At 65.1% G+C, this 17,720-nt stretch carries 14 protein-coding genes; 12 read left to right on the top strand and 2 right to left on the bottom strand.

Features of this window, described 5'->3' with window-relative positions:
• The first annotated feature begins 18 nt into the window (after window positions 1–18).
• From FXB41_RS17830 to FXB41_RS17810, 5 genes are all read left to right on the top strand, one after another.
• On the top strand, window positions 19–1,263 hold the full coding sequence (locus tag FXB41_RS17830) for an ABC transporter substrate-binding protein (protein WP_007593741.1): 1,245 nt from the start codon (window positions 19–21) through the stop codon (window positions 1,261–1,263).
• A gap of 151 nt (window positions 1,264–1,414) precedes the next feature.
• Entirely contained in the window at window positions 1,415–2,293 is an 879-nt protein-coding gene (locus FXB41_RS17825) for a branched-chain amino acid ABC transporter permease (RefSeq protein ID WP_007593739.1), read from the top strand.
• A complete protein-coding gene (locus FXB41_RS17820; protein WP_007593738.1) occupies window positions 2,293–3,276 on the top strand; it encodes a branched-chain amino acid ABC transporter permease in 984 nt (327 codons plus the stop codon). Before FXB41_RS17825 ends, FXB41_RS17820 begins: the two co-directional genes overlap by 1 nt.
• Complete coding sequence (locus FXB41_RS17815; RefSeq protein WP_007593737.1) at window positions 3,273–4,004, top strand: ABC transporter ATP-binding protein; 732 nt, start codon at window positions 3,273–3,275, stop codon at window positions 4,002–4,004. The genes FXB41_RS17820 and FXB41_RS17815 overlap by 4 nt, the downstream gene beginning before the upstream one ends.
• Window positions 3,988–4,692 (top strand): ABC transporter ATP-binding protein, encoded by a 705-nt coding sequence (locus tag FXB41_RS17810; RefSeq protein WP_007593731.1) that lies wholly within the window; start codon window positions 3,988–3,990, stop codon window positions 4,690–4,692. The genes FXB41_RS17815 and FXB41_RS17810 overlap by 17 nt, the downstream gene beginning before the upstream one ends.
• Before the next feature lie 204 nt (window positions 4,693–4,896).
• Here the strand turns inward: FXB41_RS17810 and otnC are convergent, their stop codons facing one another.
• Window positions 4,897–5,565, bottom strand: a complete 669-nt coding sequence (otnC, locus tag FXB41_RS17805; RefSeq protein WP_219682660.1) for a 3-oxo-tetronate 4-phosphate decarboxylase — start codon at window positions 5,563–5,565, stop codon at window positions 4,897–4,899.
• Window positions 5,566–5,668: 103 nt separating this feature from the next.
• Here otnC and ltnD point away from each other — a divergent pair, with 103 nt between their 5' ends.
• The 7 genes from ltnD (at window position 5,669) to FXB41_RS17770 (ending at window position 17,027) form a co-directional block, all read left to right on the top strand.
• Entirely contained in the window at window positions 5,669–6,586 is a 918-nt protein-coding gene (gene ltnD / locus FXB41_RS17800) for an L-threonate dehydrogenase (protein ID WP_007593728.1), read from the top strand.
• Between the two features lie 14 nt (window positions 6,587–6,600).
• On the top strand, window positions 6,601–7,383 hold the full coding sequence (gene otnI / locus FXB41_RS17795; protein ID WP_219682659.1) for a 2-oxo-tetronate isomerase: 783 nt from the start codon (window positions 6,601–6,603) through the stop codon (window positions 7,381–7,383).
• Entirely contained in the window at window positions 7,380–8,669 is a 1,290-nt protein-coding gene (gene otnK, locus FXB41_RS17790; protein WP_219682658.1) for a 3-oxo-tetronate kinase, read from the top strand. Before otnI ends, otnK begins: the two co-directional genes overlap by 4 nt.
• A gap of 169 nt (window positions 8,670–8,838) precedes the next feature.
• The gene (locus FXB41_RS17785) at window positions 8,839–10,530 is read left to right on the top strand and encodes a methyl-accepting chemotaxis protein (protein ID WP_219682657.1); all 1,692 of its coding nucleotides are present in this window, start codon (window positions 8,839–8,841) and stop codon (window positions 10,528–10,530) included.
• A 271-nt stretch (window positions 10,531–10,801) separates the two neighbouring features.
• Window positions 10,802–12,493: a methyl-accepting chemotaxis protein gene (locus FXB41_RS17780; RefSeq protein WP_219682656.1), complete on the top strand. Its 1,692-nt coding sequence runs from the start codon at window positions 10,802–10,804 to the stop codon at window positions 12,491–12,493.
• Window positions 12,494–12,658: 165 nt separating this feature from the next.
• Window positions 12,659–15,838 carry an efflux RND transporter permease subunit gene (locus tag FXB41_RS17775; RefSeq protein ID WP_219682655.1) on the top strand — a complete coding sequence of 1,060 codons (3,180 nt, stop codon included), beginning with the start codon at window positions 12,659–12,661 and terminating at the stop codon, window positions 15,836–15,838.
• Window positions 15,825–17,027 (top strand): efflux RND transporter periplasmic adaptor subunit, encoded by a 1,203-nt coding sequence (locus FXB41_RS17770; protein WP_219682654.1) that lies wholly within the window; start codon window positions 15,825–15,827, stop codon window positions 17,025–17,027. Before FXB41_RS17775 ends, FXB41_RS17770 begins: the two co-directional genes overlap by 14 nt.
• Before the next feature lie 104 nt (window positions 17,028–17,131).
• On the opposite strand, the gene FXB41_RS17765 is transcribed toward FXB41_RS17770, so the two are convergent.
• Window positions 17,132–17,720, bottom strand: a 589-nt coding sequence (locus FXB41_RS17765) for a TLP1 C-terminal extension domain-containing protein (protein WP_512699620.1), incomplete at its 5' end; no start/stop codon positions are given.

Raw genomic sequence — 17,720 nt, 5'->3', positions numbered from 1 at the left:
GTAACAGGGGACTTTGCCATGACGATCACTCGCCGCGACGTATTGTTGGGAGCCACCGCTACGGCCGCGCTCGTGCCGCTGGCAGCGCGCGCACAGACTTCGGAAGTCGTGATCGGCGTGATCTATCCGTTCTCCGGCGGCAGCGCGCAGCAGGGCGTCGATGCGCAGAAGGCCTATGAGACCGCGCTCGAGGTCATCAACAAGGCCACGGATTTCGACCTGCCCCTGGCCAAGGGCGAGGGCCTGCCGGGCCTCGGCGGCGCAAAAGTGCGCCTCGTGTTCGCCGACCATCAGGCCGATCCGCAGAAGGGCCGTGCCGAAGCTGAGCGCCTGATCACGCAGGAGAAGGTCTGCGCCATCATCGGCACCTATCAGAGCGCGGTCGCCGTCACCGTCAGCCAGATCTGCGAGCGCTACCAGATCCCGTTCGTCTCGGCCGACAATTCCTCACCCAGCCTGCATCGCCGCGGCCTGAAATATTACTTCCGCGCCTCCCCGCACGACGAGATGTACTCGGCCGCGATGTTCGACTTCTTCGATGCCTTGAAGAAGAAGGGCACCAAGATCGAGACGCTGTCGCTGTTCCACGAAGACACTATCTTCGGCACCGATTCCGCCAATGCCCAGGCCAAGATCGCCGGCGAGCGCGGCTACAAGATCGTCGCGGACATCAAGTATCGCGCCAACTCGCCCTCGCTTTCGGCCGAGGTGCAGCAGCTCAAGAGCGCCAACGCCGACGTGCTGATGCCGTCGAGCTACACCACCGACGGCATCCTGCTGGTGAAGACCATGGCCGAGCTCGGTTACAAGCCGAACGCGATCGTGGCGCAGGACGCCGGCTTCTCCGAGAAGGCGCTCTATGACGCCGTCGGCGACAAGCTCGAAGGCGTGATCTCGCGCGGCACCTTCTCGCTCGATCTCGCGCAGAAGCGCCCGATGGTCGGCAAGATCAACGAGATGTTCAAGACGCGGTCGGGCAAGGATTTCAACGATCTCACCTCGCGTCAGTTCATGGGCCTGATCATCCTCGCCGACGCCATCAGCCGCGCCAAGTCGACGGACGGCGAGAAGATCCGCGACGCGCTCGCCGCCACCGACATCCCGGGCGAGCAGACCATCATGCCCTGGAAGCGCGTCAAGTTCGACGAGATGGGCCAGAACAACGACGCCGACCCGGTGCTGCTGCAATATGTCGGCGGCAAGTTCGTCACCATCTTCCCGCCGCAGGCCGCGATCGCCGAGGCGATCTGGCCGATGAAGTAAGACACGGCGGGCGGGAGCACAGATCGTAGCTCCCGCCCTCATCCTGAGGAGCGGGCGCAGCCCGCGTCTCGAAGGACGAGGGCTGGGCCATCCTTCGAGACGCGCGCGGTGCGCGCTCCTCAGGATGAGGACGTAGTTGGGGGACAGACTTTTGACAGCCCAAACCATTATCCAAAGTCTCGCGAGCGGCCTCCTCATGGGCCTGCTCTACGGACTGATCGCCGTCGGCCTCGCGCTGATCTTCGGCCTGATGGACGTCGTGAACTTCGCCCACGGCGAGTTCTTGATGATCGCGATGTATGTGAGCTTCTTCCTGTTCACGTTTTTCGCCATCGACCCCTTGCTGTCGGCGCCGCTGGTGGCCGCTGCCCTGTTCGTATTCGGAGCGGTGGTCTATTTGTTGATCGTACGCTTCGCCATGCGGGCCAAGGCCAATGCGGGCATGGTGCAGATCTTCTCCACCTTCGGCCTCGCCATCGTGATGCGCGGCCTCGCGCAGTTCTTCTTCACGCCGGATTATCGCAGCGTTCCGCATTCCTGGCTCGGCGGCAAGACGATCTCGATCGCCGGCGTCTTCCTGCCGGAGCCGCAGCTCATGGGTGCGCTGGTTGCGATCCTGGCCTTCGCCGGGCTCTACTTCTTCATCCATCGCACCGATTTCGGGCGCGCGCTGGAGGCCACCCGTGAAGATCCCGGCGCGGTGGCCCTCGTCGGCATCGACAAGAACCGCGTGTTCGCGCTCGGCTGGGGGCTTGGTGCCGCGCTGGTCGGCCTCGCCGGAGCGATCATGGCAAGCTTCTTCTATATCTATCCCGACGTCGGCGCGTCCTTTGCGCTGATCGCCTACGTCACGGTCGCGCTCGGCGGCTTCGGCAGCGTGTTCGGCGCTTTCGCCGGCGGGATCATTGTCGGCCTCGTCGAGGCCACCACCGCGCTGGTGCTGCCGCCGTCGCTGAAATCGGTCGGCATCTACGCCGTCTACCTGCTGGTCGTCTTCATCCGGCCGCGCGGCCTGTTCGGATCGATGTGATGGACAAGGATTTTGCCGCGCGGCGCCGCCGCGACCTCATCATCGCCGCGGTGCTGACCGCCCTGGCGGCGCTCGCTCCCCTGTTTATCAAGGACGTCTACGTCCAGAACATCCTGATCCTGACTTTGATGTATGCGGCGCTGTCGCAGAGCTGGAATATTCTCTCCGGCTATTGCGGGCAGATCTCGCTGGGACACGCGCTCTATTTCGGCATCGGCGCCTACACCACCGAGCTGCTGTTCACCAAGTTCGGCGTGCTGCCATGGTTCGGCATGCTCGCCGGCGGCGCAGTCGCGGCCGCAATCGCGATGGGGCTTGGCTATCCCTTCTTCCGCCTGCGCGGCCATTATTTCGTGATCGCGACCATCGTCATCGCCGAGATCGGCTTGCTGCTGTTCCAGAATTGGGAATGGGCGGGGGCCGCGATGGGGATCACCATTCCGGTGCGCGGCGACAGCTGGTTGAAATTCCAGTTCATGCGCAGCAAGCTGCCATACTTCTATTTCGCACTTGTGCTGTGCAGCCTCGCCTGGTTCGTCACCTGGTGGCTGGAGGACTCCAAATGGGGCTTCTGGTGGCGCGCGGTGAAGGACAATCCGGAAGCGGCCGAGAGCCTCGGCGTCGTCGTGTTCAACTCCAAGATGGGCGCGGCTGCCGTCTCCGCTTTCCTCGTTGCCATCGGCGGCGCCTTCTATGCGCAGTTTCTCGCCTATATCGATCCTGAAAGCGTCATGGGGTTCCAGTTCTCGCTGCTGATGGCGCTGCCGGCCGTGCTTGGCGGCATCGGCACCCTCTGGGGGCCCGTGTTAGGGGCGGCGATCCTGATCCCGATGACGGAGCTGACACGCTCCTATATCGGCGGATCCGGCCGCGGCGTCGACCTCATCGTCTACGGCACGCTAATCGTGCTGATTTCGCTCGCCCTGCCGCAGGGTCTGGTGAGCCTGTTCTCTCGTGCGAAGCGGAAGGGAGCCACGCGATGACCCCACTGCTTGAAACCCGCGGCGTCTGGCAGCGTTTCGGCGGCCTCGTCGCCAACAGCGACGTTTCGATTTCGGTCGGCCGCGGCGAGATCGTCGGTCTGATCGGCCCGAATGGTGCCGGCAAGTCCACGCTATTCAATCTCATCGCCGGGGTGCTGCCGCCGACGCAAGGCTCGATCTGGTTCGACGGCGAGGATGTCACCAGCATGCCGGCCGCCGAGCGCTGCCAGCGCGGCGTCGGGCGCACCTTCCAGGTCGTCAAGAGCTTCGAGACCATGACCGTTATCGACAACGTCATCGTCGGCGCTCTCGTGCGCAACACCGTGATGCGCGAGGCACGCCGCAAGGCGCATGAGGTGCTCGAATTCACCGGCCTTGCCGCGCGCGCCAACGTGCTCGCGAGCGACCTCGTGCCGGCCGAAAAGCGCCGCCTCGAAGTCGCGCGCGCGCTTGCGACGGAACCAAAACTTCTGCTGCTGGACGAAGTCCTCACCGGCCTGACGCCGACTGAGGCGCAGACCGGTGTGGCGCTGGTGCGCAAGGTGCGTGACGCCGGCATCACCGTGCTGATGGTCGAGCACGTCATGGAGATCGTGATGCCGCTGGTCGACCGCGCCATCGTGCTCGACCTCGGCAAGGTGCTGGTCGAGGGCAAGCCCACTGAAATCGTCCGCGATCCCAAGGTGATCAGCGCATATCTGGGAGATCGTCATGCTGTCGGTGCGTGAAGTCACGACCGCCTATCAGGGCTTGGTCGCGATCTCCGCGGTCTCGATCGAGGTCCAGAAGGGCGAGATCGTCTGCGTCGCCGGCGCCAACGGCGCGGGCAAGTCGACACTGCTGAAATCCATCGCCGGTGCCGAGCGCCCGCGCTCGGGCACGGTGACGTTCGATGGCAAGCGCCTCGACGGCATGGCGCAGCACCACATCACCGCCACCGGCATCGCCTACGTGCCGGAGAACCGCCGACTGTTTCCGCGCCTCTCCGTGCGAGACAATCTGCGCCTCGGCAGCTATCTCTACCGCGGCGAGGCCGACCGCGAGAGTCCGCTCGATCTCGTGTTCCAACTGTTTCCGCGTCTCTCCGAGCGCCTGGAGCAGCGCGCCGAGACGCTCAGCGGCGGCGAGCAGCAGATGCTCGCCATCGGCCGCGCGCTGATGACGCGCCCGCGGCTGTTGATGCTGGACGAGCCCTCGCAGGGCATCATGCCGAAGCTGGTCGACGAGATCTTCCAGGCCGTGAAACGCATCCGCGACGCCGGCATGACCGTCTTGATCGTCGAGCAGCGCATGGCGGAATGCCTGGAAATCGCAGACCGCGCTTACATCCTGCAAACCGGCCGCGTGCTGATGCAGGGCGCGGCAAGCGAGATCAAAGGCAATCCCGACGTGCGCAAGGCGTATCTGGGGCTGTAGCTGCAAGCACACTGCCGTAGCCCGGATGAGCGAAGCGATATCCGGGGCAAGCGTTCCCGCATGTCGCTGCGCTCATCCGGGCTACGATTGCGGGGGCTGTAGCGCCAACCGTCATTGCGAGCGCAGCGAAGCAATCCAGAATCCCTCCGCGGAAAGACTCTGGATTGCTTCGCTGCGCTCGCAATGACGAGGTTAGAGCCGAGCCTAATGCCCGTGCTCCGGCAGCATCAGCCCAAACACCTTCCCCAGATCGTTCACCTGCTCCGGCGACAAATACCGCGGGTTCATCCCGCGCAGCATCAGATACAGCTTCGCCGTCTCCTCCAGCTCCTCCGTCGCGAACACGGCTGCCTCCAGCGTGTCGCCCGCGACGACCGGGCCGTGATTGGCGAGCAGCACGGATGAGTATTTCCCCGCCAGCCCTCTGATCGCATCGGCGACTGCGGGATCGCCGGGCCGGTAATAGGGCACGAGCGCGGTGGCGCCGCATTTCATCAGATAATAGGCCGTCATCGGCGGCAGCGCGGCGCGCGGGTCGATCTCCGGGAGCATCGACAGCGCGACCGAATGGGTGGAATGCAGGTGCACGATCGCCCTCGCGCTCCCGCGCGCGGCGTAGAGCGCATTGTGCAGCGGAACTTCCTTGGTCGGCGCATCGCCCGAAACCAGTCGGCCCTGATCGTCCAGCCGCGACAATTTTGCGGGATCGAGGAAGCCGAGCGAGGCATTGGTCGGCGTCACCAGCCAGCCGCCGCCGTCCAGCCTGACGCTGATATTGCCGGAGGAGCCGGGCGTCAGCCCACGTTCGAACAGGGACCGTCCGAAGCGGCAAATGTCTTCGCGCAGCAATGTCTCGTTGCTCATGGCCGTCATGTCCGTTTGTCTCACGCTTTGGCAGCGCGGCCAAGCCGTGTTATTCCGTTGCCAAGCTGCCGCAAAGGGCGGCCCTCCGGGAAACGTCGCAAGGATCAGTTGTATGTCCGCCTCCACGTCACAGAATCAGCGCATCGCCGTCATCGGGCTCGGCTCGATGGGGTTTGGCATGGCGACCTCGCTGAAGCGCGCCGGTCATGTCGTCACCGGCTGCGACGTCTCGGCTGATGCGGTCGCGCGTTTCGTGACGGAGGGCGGCGCCGGCGCCAAGACGCCGGCCGAAGCTGCCAAGGGCGCCGACATCGTTGTCAGCGTCGTCGTCAATGCGGCGCAGACCGAGACGATCCTGTTCGGCAAGGATGGCGTCGCCGAAACCATGGCCAAGGACAGCGTCTTCCTGTCGTCGGCGACCATGGATCCCGACGTGGCGCGGCGTCTCGCCAAGCAGTTGGAGGCGACCGGCCGGCACTATCTGGATGCGCCGATCTCCGGCGGGGCGCAGCGCGCAGCGCAGGGCGAGCTGACAATTCTCGCTTCCGGCAGTCCGGCTGCGTTTGAGAAGGCGCGGCCCGCGCTCGATGCCATGGCCGCAAAGCTCTACGAGCTCGGGGATGCCGCAGGCCAGGGCGCCGCCTTCAAGATGATCAACCAGTTGCTCGCCGGCGTTCATATCGCCGCCGCCAGCGAGGCGATCGCGTTCGCGGCCAAGCAGGGTCTCGATATCCGCAAGGTCTATGAGGTGATCACGGCGTCCGCCGGAAACTCCTGGATGTTCGAGAACCGCATGCCGCACGTGCTCGACGGCGATTACACGCCGCGCAGTGCGGTCGAGATCTTCGTCAAGGACCTCGGCATTATCCAGGACATGGCGCGCAGTGCCAGATTCCCGGTCCCGGTCTCCGCCGCAGCGCTCCAGATGTTCTTGATGACATCAGCCGCCGGCATGGGCCGCGACGATGATGCGTCGGTGGCGCGGATGTATGCGCAGGTCACCGGCGTCAAGCTGCCCGGCGACAAATAGACAAGAGGATTCCCATGCCCCGTTTTGCCGCCAATCTCTCGATGATGTTCACCGAGGTGCCGTTCCTCGACCGCTTCGATGCCGCCGCGGCAGCCGGCTTCACCGCCGTCGAGTTTCTCTTTCCCTATGAGCATCCGGCCGAGGCGGTCGGCGAGCGGCTCAAGCGCAACGGCTTGACCCAGGCGCTGTTCAACCTGCCGCCGGGCGACTGGAATGCCGGCGAGAAGGGTTTTGCGGCGCTCCCGTCGCGATTCCCCGAGCTCAAGGCGAGCCTGGAGACCGCGCTGCCTTACGCCAAAGCGACCGGCGTCAAGCGGCTGCATTTGATGGCGGGCATCGCCAACCGTGGCGAGCGCATCGCGATCGAGGCGTTCTACAAATCGGTGGCGTGGGCCGCCGAGTTCTTTGCGCCGCACGGCATCGACATCGTGCTCGAGCCGATCAATGCGCGCAACGTGCCCGGCTATTTCCTCAACGATTTCGGCTTCGCGCGCGACCTGATCCAGGAGCTGCGGCTTCCGAACCTGAAACTGCAGTTCGACATTTATCACTGCCAGATCATCCATGGCGACGTCACGATGCGGCTGCGCGAGATGATGCCGGTGATCGGCCACATCCAGATCGCCAGCATCCCCTCGCGCAACGAGCCTGATGGCGAGGAGCTGAACTATCCGTTCCTGTTCGACGAACTCGACCGGCTCGGCTATGCCGGCTTCGTCGGCTGCGAATATAATCCCCGCGGCAAGACCACCGACGGCCTTGCCTGGTTCAGGCCTTATGCGGGAGTGAAGCCGTGACACTTGCAGCGAAAATATCTCTTGGCTGCATCGCCGACGACTACACCGGCGCCTCCGACCTCGCCAACACGCTGACACGCGCCGGCCTGCGCACCGTGCAGACCATCGGCGTGCCCGCGGACGATCTCGCGCTGCCCGAGGTCGACGCCGTCGTGGTGTCCTTGAAGAGCCGTTCGATCGAGGCCGGCCTTGCCGTGTCGCGCTCGCGCGCGGCTGACAAATGGCTGCGCGGCCGTGGCGCCGGCCACGTGCTGTTCAAGATCTGCTCGACCTTCGATTCCACCGATGCCGGCAATATCGGCCCGGTGATGGACGCGCTGCGCGCCGATTGCGGCGAGGCCGCCGTTCTGGTGACGCCGGCCTTTCCGGAGACCGGCCGCACCGTCTACCAGGGCAATCTGTTCGTCGGCGCCGTGCCGCTGAACGAGAGCCCGCTGAAGGACCATCCGCTCAACCCGATGCACGATTCCAACCTGGTGCGCGTGCTGGCGCGCCAGAGCAAGACGCAAATCGGCCTCGTCGACCTCGCCACCGTCACGCGCGGCGCGGATGCGGTGCGGGCGCGGCTGGCCGAACTCGCGGGCAAGGGCATTGGCGCGGCGATCATCGACGCCGTGTTCGATCGCGACCTCGAAACCATCGGCCTTGTTGCTGTCCAGCAACGGCTGTCGGTCGGCGCCTCCGGCATGGGCCTTGGGCTGGCGCGGGCGCTGGTGTCGACGGGCAAGATCGCATCGACCGCGGTGAGCAGCGAGGCGGGGGTAGCGGTCGGCGGAGCGGCGGCTTGCCTGGCCGGAAGCTGCTCGCAGGCGACGCTTCAGCAGATTGCCAATGCCGAGCGTGTCATGCCGGTGCTGCATCTCGATCCGGGCCGTATTACTACGGGCGAGGACGAGGCGCAGCGCGCGCTGGCCTGGGCGAAACCGCGACTGGCGGACGGTCCGGTCCTGATCGCATCGAGCTCGACGCCCGATCAGGTCGCCGCGCTCCAGGCGCGCCATGGTCGCGACGCGGCCGGTCACGCCATCGAGCAGGCGATGGCCGACATTGCCGAGGGCTTGGTGCGGGCCGGCGTCAAGCGCCTGGTCGTTGCCGGCGGGGAGACATCCGGCGCCGTGGTCGATCGGTTGAAGATTCCCGGATTTCTCGTGGGAGTAGAGATCGCAGCCGGCGTCCCGGTGCTGCGTGCAGTCGGTGCTGAAAAAGGCGACATGTTGCTCGCCTTGAAGTCCGGCAATTTCGGCGGCCCGGAGTTTTTCTCCGACGCGCTTGGGCTCATGCGCTGAGCGCAGGGCATTTTTAGCGCCCTGTTCATTTGTTTCGGGCTTCGTGCTCGTACGGAGTCGTCGTTAACATCTGCTCAGGTGCTCTGGTGTTGGATGTCGGTGCTGCTCCCTTAGGTTGATTCGTAAAATTTCCGGACGCGCCGCCGCGCCAGCACAAAGAGACCCGATTATGCTCGCCACCATTTCCATTCGCGCCAAGATCATCAGTGTCGTGGCGTTCCTGCTGGTCGCGATGGCCGGCATGGGCCTGCTCGCCGTCATGAAGATGCGGTCGATGAACGCCAATACCACCGAGATCACCACGAGCTGGATGCCCAGCGTGCGGGTGCTGGGCGAGCTTCGGGCATCGGTCATCACCTATCGCAACGTGGTTCGTCAGCACATGCTGTCGGAAACCCTTGAAGACAAGCTCGCCAACGAGAAGACGGGCGCCACGGTGATCGAGGCGCTCGCCAAGGCCCGCAAGGCCTACGAGCCGATGATCACCTCGCCCGAAGAGCGGAAGCTCTACAACGATTGGGCCAAGCTCTGGGACGACTATAAGAAGGGCACCGAAGACGTCATGGCGCTCTCGCGCAAGGAGGCCGGCAAGGTCCCGCATGAGGCCCAGGAGCTGAACACCAAGACGGTCAACAAGATCGGCCTCGAGGCCGACGCGATCCTGACCAAGGACATCGAGCTCAATACCAAGGGCGGAGACCAGGCCGCGCAGGATGCCGCCGACAGCTACTACTATGCCTTCATGCTCGTCTCGATCATCCTCGGCGCGGCCGTCGTCGTCGGGATCGGCGTCGGCTTCTACCTGGTCCGGGACGTCTCCAGCGGCATCAACTCGATCATCGAGCCGATGCAGGCGCTGGGCAAGGGCGAGCTTTCCGCCGAAGTTCCTCATCGCGGTGAGAAGACCGAGATCGGCGCCATGGCCGATGTGCTCCAGATCTTCAAGGAAGCGCTGATCGCCAAGAAGGCCGCCGACGAGGCTGCCGCCGCCGATGCCGAAGCCAAGATCGAGCGCGGCCGCCGCGTCGACAACATCACCCGCGAATTCGAGACGATGATCGGCGAGATTGTCCAGACCGTGTCGTCGGCCTCGACTCAGTTAGAGGCCTCCGCCTCGACGCTGACCTCGACCGCCGACCGCTCCCAGCGGCTGGCGACCACCGTTGCCGGAGCGTCGGAGGAAGCCTCGACCAACGTGCAGTCGGTCGCTTCGGCGACCGAGGAGATGGCCTCGTCGGTGAGCGAGATCAGCCGCCAGGTCCAGGAATCGGCGCGAATGGCGGGCGACGCCGTCGGCCAGGCGCGCTCCACCACCGAGCGCGTCAGCGAGCTCTCCAAGGCGGCCTCGCGCATCGGCGACGTCGTCGAGCTCATCAACACCATCGCCGGCCAGACCAATTTGTTGGCGCTCAACGCGACCATCGAAGCCGCACGCGCCGGCGAAGCCGGCCGCGGCTTTGCGGTCGTCGCCTCCGAGGTGAAGGCGCTCGCCGAGCAGACCGCGAAGGCGACCGGTGAAATCGGCCAGCAGATCTCCGGCATCCAGGCGGCGACCAACGACTCGGTCGGCGCCATCAAGGAGATCTCGTCGACCATCGAGCGTCTGTCGGAGATTTCCTCGGCGATCGCGGCGGCCGTGGAAGAGCAGGGCGCCGCGACCCAGGAGATCGCCCGCAACGTCCAGCAGGCGGCGCAGGGCACCCAGCAGGTCTCATCCAACATCACCGACGTGCAGCGCGGCGCAACCGAGACCGGCACGGCCTCCTCGCAGGTTCTGTCGGCGGCACAGATGCTGTCCAACGACTCGGGCCGGCTCAAGACCGAGGTCAGCAAGTTCCTGACCAACGTTCGCGCGGCGTAGCTACGTCCGCGCGGCGTAACGACGGACGCGCGAGGTGTAAACTCCCGCGTCAACATCCATTGACGAACGAGCGGCGCCTCAAGCGCCGCTCTTTTTTTCGAGCGCCGGTAGCCTGATGTCGGTAGCAGGTACCATCATGGGGTTCCGCGGAAGATGGACGGGTGCCTTCTTCATCGATGGTTAAATTCGGCTTACGAGAATGGTCACAAGGACCGCCGGTAGCAGCCCTGATTGGAATCGCCGCTTATTTCATCCAACTTTTGGGGCTCGCATGCGCAAGAATTTACCCGTCACCGATGTCGAATATTCCGTCAGCGATGAGACGCTGATCGTCTCCCGGACTGACCTCAAGGGCAAGCTCACCTACTTCAACGACGACTTCCTTGCTGCAGCCGGCTTCACGTCCGCGGAGCTGATGGGCCAGCCGCACAACATCGTCCGTCACCCCGACATGCCGCCGGAGGCATTCGACAATCTCTGGGACACGCTGAAGGCCGGCAAGCCGTGGCTCGGCGCGGTGAAGAACCGCCGCAAGAACGGCGATTTCTACTGGGTGCTGGCGACGGCATCGCCCATTCGCGAGAACGGGCAGGTCACGGGCTTTACGTCGATCCGCACCAGATTGCCGGCCGATCAGCGCAAGCTGGCCGAAGAGGTCTACGCTGCAATCCGCGAGAAGAAGCCGCATGGTTATCGCGTTGACGCCGGCATCATCCGCCGCCGCTCGCTGCTCGACCATTTTGCGATCTTCACCAGAACGCTGAAGGCGCGCCTGGTCACCACGATGGCGCTGCAGCTGCTGTTCGTGCTTGGGCTTGGCATCGGCGGCGCGCTCTCGACCGGCGGCACGACCAGCCTGAGCCTGGCGCTGCTGGCCGCCGCCGGCGCTGCCGTCCTCGGCTTCGCCGGCCTTACGACCATGCGCGCCGTCCAGGGGCCAATGCAGCAGCTCAACGACACCTTGGTCAACCTCGTCCAGGACAAGCTGGACAACCGCATCGTGATCCAGCGCGACGACGAGATTGGCGAGGCGCTACGCAACCTGCAGACGGTGCAGACCATCATCCGTTTCAGCCGCGGCGAGGTCCAGGCCGTGCAGCTGCGCTCAGAGGCGCAGCGCAAGGCCGAGATGGCAAAGCTCGCGGACGCCGAGGCCGCTATCGGCGAGATCGTGGAAACGGTCTCGTCAGCCGCGACCGAGTTGGAAGCGTCTGCTTCGACGCTGTCCACCACGGCGGGTCGCGCGATGGAGCTCGCTACCGTGGTCGCGGCAGGCTCCGAAGAAGCCTCAGCCAACGTGGATTCTGTCGCCTCTGCCGCGGAGGAGATGGCGGCTTCGGTTCGCGAGATCAGCCGCCAGGTTCAGGACTCGGCGCGGATCGCAGGCGAGGCCGTCAGCCAGGCGCAGATCACCACCGAACGCGTCAGCGAGCTGTCGCGCGCCGCGTCACGCATCGGCGATGTGGTAGAACTCATCAACGCGATCGCCGGTCAGACCAATCTTCTGGCGCTCAATGCCACAATCGAGGCCGCGCGCGCCGGCGAAGCCGGTCGCGGCTTCGCGGTCGTTGCCTCCGAGGTCAAGGCACTCGCCGAGCAGACGGCAAAGGCAACCGGCGAGATTGGCCAGCAGGTTGGCGGCATTCAGACGGCAACGCAGGACTCGGTCGGCGCGATTGGCCAGATCAGCGGCACGATCGCGCAATTGTCCGAGATTTCCTCGGCGATCGCGGCCGCCGTGGAAGAGCAGGGCGCAGCCACCCGGGAGATCGCTCGCAACGTGCAGCACGCGGCGGAGGGCACGCAGCAGGTGTGCTCGAACGTCGCCGAGGTCGAGCGCGGCGCCACCGAAACCGGGTCGGCCTCCTCACAGGTACTGTCGGCGGCACAGATGCTCTCGCGCGATTCCAACCGGCTGAAGCTCGAAGTGGGCAAGTTCCTCGGGTCGGTCCGCGCCGCATGAGGCGGCCGCATGGCCGCAGTGCGTGTTCTGCAGTGCGGTAGCAGGGAATTGAATGCAGGAAACCCGCCGGAGATTAGCGTTTCCGGCGGTGCTCGGGTAAAGGGTAAAGAGGATCCCCGTGGGGGCGGATTCCGTATCCTCGCTTGACCTGGAATTTGCCGGCGAATGATTGCTCTGGTCCGTATTGCCCTGAGCCGGCCCTACACGTTTGTCGTGCTCGCGCTCCTGCTCCTGATCATCGGACCGCTGGCGGCGCTGCGGACGCCGACCGACATCTTCCCGGACATCCGCATTCCCGTGATCGGCGTGGTCTGGCAGTACACCGGCCTGCCGCCCGACCAGATGTCGGGCCGCATCACCACGCCGTTTCAGCGCGCGCTGACCACGACGGTCAACGACATCGAGCACATCACCGCCAATTCCTATAACGGCTTTGGCATCATCAAGATCTTCTTCCAGCCGAACGTCGACATCCGCACCGCCAATGCGCAGGTCACCGCGATCTCGCAGACGCTGATCAAGCAGATGCCGCCGGGCGCGACGCCGCCTCTGATCCTGAATTACTCCGCCTCCACCGTGCCGATCGTCCAGGTGGCGCTGTCGGGCGACGGGCTGACCGAGCAGAACCTCGCCGATATCGGCATCAACCAGCTCCGTACGCCGCTGGTCACCGTGCCGGGTGCTGCAATCCCGTATCCGTTCGGCGGCAAGCAGCGCCAGATCCAGATCGACCTCGACCCGACCGCGCTCCAGGCCCGCGGCCTGTCCGGCCAGGACGTCGCCAATGCGCTGGCTGCGCAGAACCTGATCACGCCTGTCGGCACCCAGAAGATCGGCACCTTCGAGTACAACATCCAGCTCAACAATTCGCCGCTGAAGATCGACGAGCTCGGCAATCTGCCGATCAAGACCGTCAACGGCGCGATGGTCTATGTGCGCGACGTCGCGACTGTGCGGGACGGCAACCCGCCGCAGACCAACATCGTCCATGTCGACGGCAACCGCTCGGTGCTGATGATGGTGCTGAAGGCGGGCGCGACCTCGACGCTCGACATCATCGCCGGCATCAAGCAGAAGGTGATCGACGTCAAGGACCAGCTGCCGGACGCGCTCAAGATCGGCTTCATCGGCGATCAGTCGGTATTCGTCCGCGGCGCCATCGAAGGCGTCGCGTTTGAAGGCGTGATCGCGGCGCTGCTCACCAGCGTCATGATCCTGCTGTTCCTCGGCAGCTGGCGCTCGACCGTCATCATCGCGGTCTCGATCCCGCTCTCCGTGCTCGGCGCCATCATCATGCTGTCGGCGATCGGCGAGACGCTGAACATCATGACGCTCGGCGGCCTGGCGCTCGCGGTCGGCATTCTCGTCGACGATGCCACCGTCACGATCGAGAACATCAACTACCATCTGGAGCAGGGCAAGCCGGTCGAGCAGTCGATCCTCGACGGCGCCAACCAGATCGTGACGCCGGCCTTCGTCTCGCTGCTCTGCATCTGCATCGTGTTCGTGCCGATGTTCTTCCTCACCGGCGTGGCGCGCTTCCTGTTCGTGCCGATGGCGGAAGCGGTGATGTTCGCGATGATCTGGTCATTCCTGCTGTCGCGTACCTTGGTGCCGACCATGGCCAACTATCTGTTGCAGGCACATGTCCATCACGAGGACGGCCCGCCGAAGTCGCGCAATCCCCTGGTCTGGTTCCAGCGCGGCTTCGAGGCTCGCTTCGAGCGCATTCGCGGCGGCTACCATAATTTCCTCGGGCTCGCGCTGGCGCACCGTCCGGTGTTCGTGATCGGCTTCCTTTGCGTGGTCGCCGCCTCCTTCGCGCTGGTGCCCTTCCTCGGGCGCAACTTCTTCCCCGCGGTCGATGCCGGCAACATCCTGATGCACGTCCGCACCCAGGTCGGCACCCGCGTGGAGGAGACCGCGAACCAGCTCGCCGACGTGCAGAAGGCGATCCGCAAGCTGATCCCGGGCGAGATCGAAACGCTGACCGACAACATCGGCATGCCGATCTCCGGCATCAACATGACCTACAACAACACCGGCGTGATCGGCCCGCAGGATGGCGACATCCAGATCAAGCTGAAGGAAGGCCACAAGCCGACCGAGGAGCATGTGCGCGTGCTGCGTGAGCAACTGCCGCGGCTGTTCCCCGGCGTCAGCTTCGCCTTCCTGCCGGCCGACATCGTCAGCCAGATCCTGAACTTCGGCGCGCCGGCGCCGATCGATCTGCAGATCCGCGGCGCCAATCTCAGCGCCAACTTCGCTTATGCCAACAATCTTCTGGCCAAGGTCCGCAGGATTCCCGGCGTTGCGGACGCGCGCATCCAGCAATCGCCAAACAACCCGACCTTCAACATCGATGTCGACCGCACCCGCGCGCAATATGTCGGCCTGACCGAGCGCGACGTCACCAACAGTCTCGTGGTCAACCTTGCCGGCTCCTCGCAGGTGGCGCCCACCTACTACCTCAACCCGGATAACGGCGTGTCCTATTCGATTGTGATGCAGACGCCGCAATACCAGATGGATTCGCTCAGCGCGCTGCAGACGCTGCCGATCACGGCTGCCGGAAATTCGCAGTCGCCGATCCTCGGCGGCATCGCCGACATCAAGCGCTCGACCTCGAGCGCGGTGGTCTCGCAATACGACATCCAGTCGATGGTGCAGATCTTCGCCACCACCTCGGGCCGCGATCTCGGTGCGGTCGCGACCGACATCCGCCAGGTGATCGCCGACACCGCCAAGGAGGTGCCGAAAGGCTCTTCGGTGGTGCTGCTCGGCCAGGTGCAGACCATGAACAGCGCCTTCACCGGCTTGTTGTTCGGCCTGCTCGGCGCGGTCGTCCTGATCTATTTCCTGATCGTCGTGAACTTCCAGTCCTGGTCCGATCCCTTCGTGATCATCACGGCGCTGCCGGCCGCGCTCGCCGGCATCGTCTGGATGCTGTTCGCCACTGAGACGACGCTGTCGGTGCCGGCGCTGACCGGCGCCATCATGTGCATGGGCGTTGCCACCGCCAACAGCGTGCTCGTGATCTCGTTCGCGCGCGAGCGCTACGAAGAGCTCGGCGATCCCATCGCCGCGGCGCTGGAAGCCGGCTTCGTCCGGTTCCGCCCGGTGCTGATGACCGCGCTCGCCATGATCATCGGCATGGCGCCCATGGCCCTGGGGCTCGGCGAGGGTGGCGAGCAGAATGCGCCGCTCGGCCGCGCCGTGATCGGCGGCCTGATCTTTGCAACCTTCGCCACGCTGATGTTCGTTCCCGTGGTGTTCAGTATGGTACACAAGAAGCAAGGCGGCAAAGCCGCCGCCCCTTTGGAGACTCCGCATGTCGCCCACTGAATCCCGCTCCCCGGTGTCGCACCGGAAACTGGGCATTTTCGGCGTGGTGGCGCTGATCGCGGCGGGCCTGGTCGTGGGCACCGGCATCCGCGCGCGCGAGGAGCAGGGCTCCAAACTGAAGGCATGGACCGATGATCAGGCTGTTCCGAGCGTCGCGGTGACGCTGCCTAATGCCAAGGCTCTCAATACGACCATCGACTTGCCGGGCCGTCTCGAAGCCTATTATCGCGCGCCGATCTTTGCCCGCGTTCCCGGCTATCTCAAGAGCTGGAGCGCCGACATCGGTGCGCGGGTGAAGGCCGGTCAGGTGATCGCCGAGATCGAGGCGCCCGACCTCGACCAGCAACTGCTTCAGGCCCGCGCCGACCTCGCCAGCCAGCAGTCCAGTGCCAGGCTGTCGGAAGCCACCCTCAACCGCCGCAAGACGCTGGTCGCCTCCAACTTCGTCTCCGCGCAGGAGATCGACGAGCGTACCGCCGATCTCTCCAACAAGAACGCGGCGGTTCGCTCGGGCCAGGCCAATGTCGAGCGCCTCGAAGCGCTGGCCGGTTACAAGAAGATCACCGCTCCGTTTGACGGTGTGGTCACGGCGCGCGACACCGACGTCGGTGCGCTGATCAATTCAGGCGGCGGCTCGGGCCCGGCGATGTTCGTGGTCTCCGACATCACCAAGCTGCGCGTCTACATCAACGTGCCCCAGAACTACGTGCCCGCGATCAAGATCGGCGCCAAGGCCGCCATTGTGCTGCCGGAGTATCCGAACCGGACCTTCCAGGCGACGGTGGAAGCCTCCTCGCAGGCGGTTGACGTCGCCTCCGGCACGACGCGCATGCAACTTGGTCTCGACAATTCCTCGGGCGAGCTGATGCCGGGCGGCTACGCCAGCGTGAAGCTCAACCTGCAGCGCGACTCCGCGCCGCTCAGCATTCCCGCCAGTGCGCTGATCTTCAACGGCAGCGGCCTGCGCGTCGCAACCGTCGGTCCGGACGACAAGGTCCTGTTCAAGGCCGTGACCATCGCCCGCGACCTCGGCCGCGAGATCGAGCTCGCCTCGGGAATTGCAGCGGACGACCGCGTCATCACGGCACCACCGGACGGCCTGTCCGACGGCGATCAGGTCCGCGTGACCGGCACTGGTGCCAAGGGCAAGCCGGCGACGGCGTCGGAGACGCAGGCGCCGAAGGGGTAGGGTGAGTTTGTAGGGTGGGTTAGCCGAAGGCGTAACTCACCACTGTTCGTCTCCGCGCAAGCAAAAGAGGTGGGTTACGCATTCGGCTAACCCACCCTACGAGACTACGCCACGCGCCACTCCGGAACGCCATCCGCGGCCATCGTGATCTCGCCAAGCGAACCCACCGGCGTGCGGTCCATGTTCAGCACTTGCGCCAACGTCGCCGTGTCGCCCGCGGGAATCCGCGCCAGCGTGCGCCTGTCGTCTTCCGTCCGCAGCATCACCACGCCATGCTCGACATCGCCGCTGCGGCCATAGAGCACCGTAAAGCTCTCGACCTTGCCCATGCCGCTCGGCTCCGTCACGAACTCCGGCACCGCGCGCTTGTTGCGGTCCGCCGCCGCCTGCACGCTCGTCTCCTGTGCCAATGCTTCACGCGGCGGCGCCTTCGACACCACCAGCGCATGATGCTTGGTGACGAAGCCGCCCTGGCCGTAGAGCAGGCCGAGCTTGGCGCCGTCGCGCAGGCGCCGCACCATCGCGCAGGCAGCATGGGTCATGTAGGTGTTGAGCGGCGCCCCGAAGAAGGTGAGGCCGCCTGTTACGGTCGGCTGCACGTCCGCACCCAGGCCCAGCGTCCGCCGCGCCATTTTGGGCACGCACGGGAAGCAGCTATAGAGCTCGATCGCGTCGAAATTCTTGCCGTCGCCG

Origin of the sequence: Bradyrhizobium canariense, from assembly GCF_019402665.1 — a bacterium.
Classification (GTDB): Bacteria; Pseudomonadota; Alphaproteobacteria; order Rhizobiales; family Xanthobacteraceae; genus Bradyrhizobium; species Bradyrhizobium canariense.
The sequence above is the reverse complement of the archived record's forward strand: the minus strand, read 5'-3'. Positions and strand labels throughout refer to the sequence as shown.

Bases quoted from the DNA above. Each gene is read 5' to 3' on its own strand.
- otnI (WP_219682659.1), top strand. From the start codon at position 6,601: ATGCCCCGTTTTGCCGCCAATCTCTCGATGATGTTCACCGAGGTGCCG.
- FXB41_RS17820 (WP_007593738.1), top strand. From the start codon at position 2,293: ATGGACAAGGATTTTGCCGCGCGGCGCCGCCGCGACCTCATCATCGCC.
- FXB41_RS17785 (WP_219682657.1), top strand. From the start codon at position 8,839: ATGCTCGCCACCATTTCCATTCGCGCCAAGATCATCAGTGTCGTGGCG.
- FXB41_RS17770 (WP_219682654.1), top strand. From the start codon at position 15,825: ATGTCGCCCACTGAATCCCGCTCCCCGGTGTCGCACCGGAAACTGGGC.
- FXB41_RS17775 (WP_219682655.1), top strand. From the start codon at position 12,659: ATGATTGCTCTGGTCCGTATTGCCCTGAGCCGGCCCTACACGTTTGTC.
- FXB41_RS17830 (WP_007593741.1), top strand. From the start codon at position 19: ATGACGATCACTCGCCGCGACGTATTGTTGGGAGCCACCGCTACGGCC.
- otnC (WP_219682660.1), bottom strand. From the start codon at position 5,565: ATGACGGCCATGAGCAACGAGACATTGCTGCGCGAAGACATTTGCCGC.
- FXB41_RS17780 (WP_219682656.1), top strand. From the start codon at position 10,802: ATGCGCAAGAATTTACCCGTCACCGATGTCGAATATTCCGTCAGCGAT.
- FXB41_RS17810 (WP_007593731.1), top strand. From the start codon at position 3,988: ATGCTGTCGGTGCGTGAAGTCACGACCGCCTATCAGGGCTTGGTCGCG.
- FXB41_RS17815 (WP_007593737.1), top strand. From the start codon at position 3,273: ATGACCCCACTGCTTGAAACCCGCGGCGTCTGGCAGCGTTTCGGCGGC.
- ltnD (WP_007593728.1), top strand. From the start codon at position 5,669: ATGTCCGCCTCCACGTCACAGAATCAGCGCATCGCCGTCATCGGGCTC.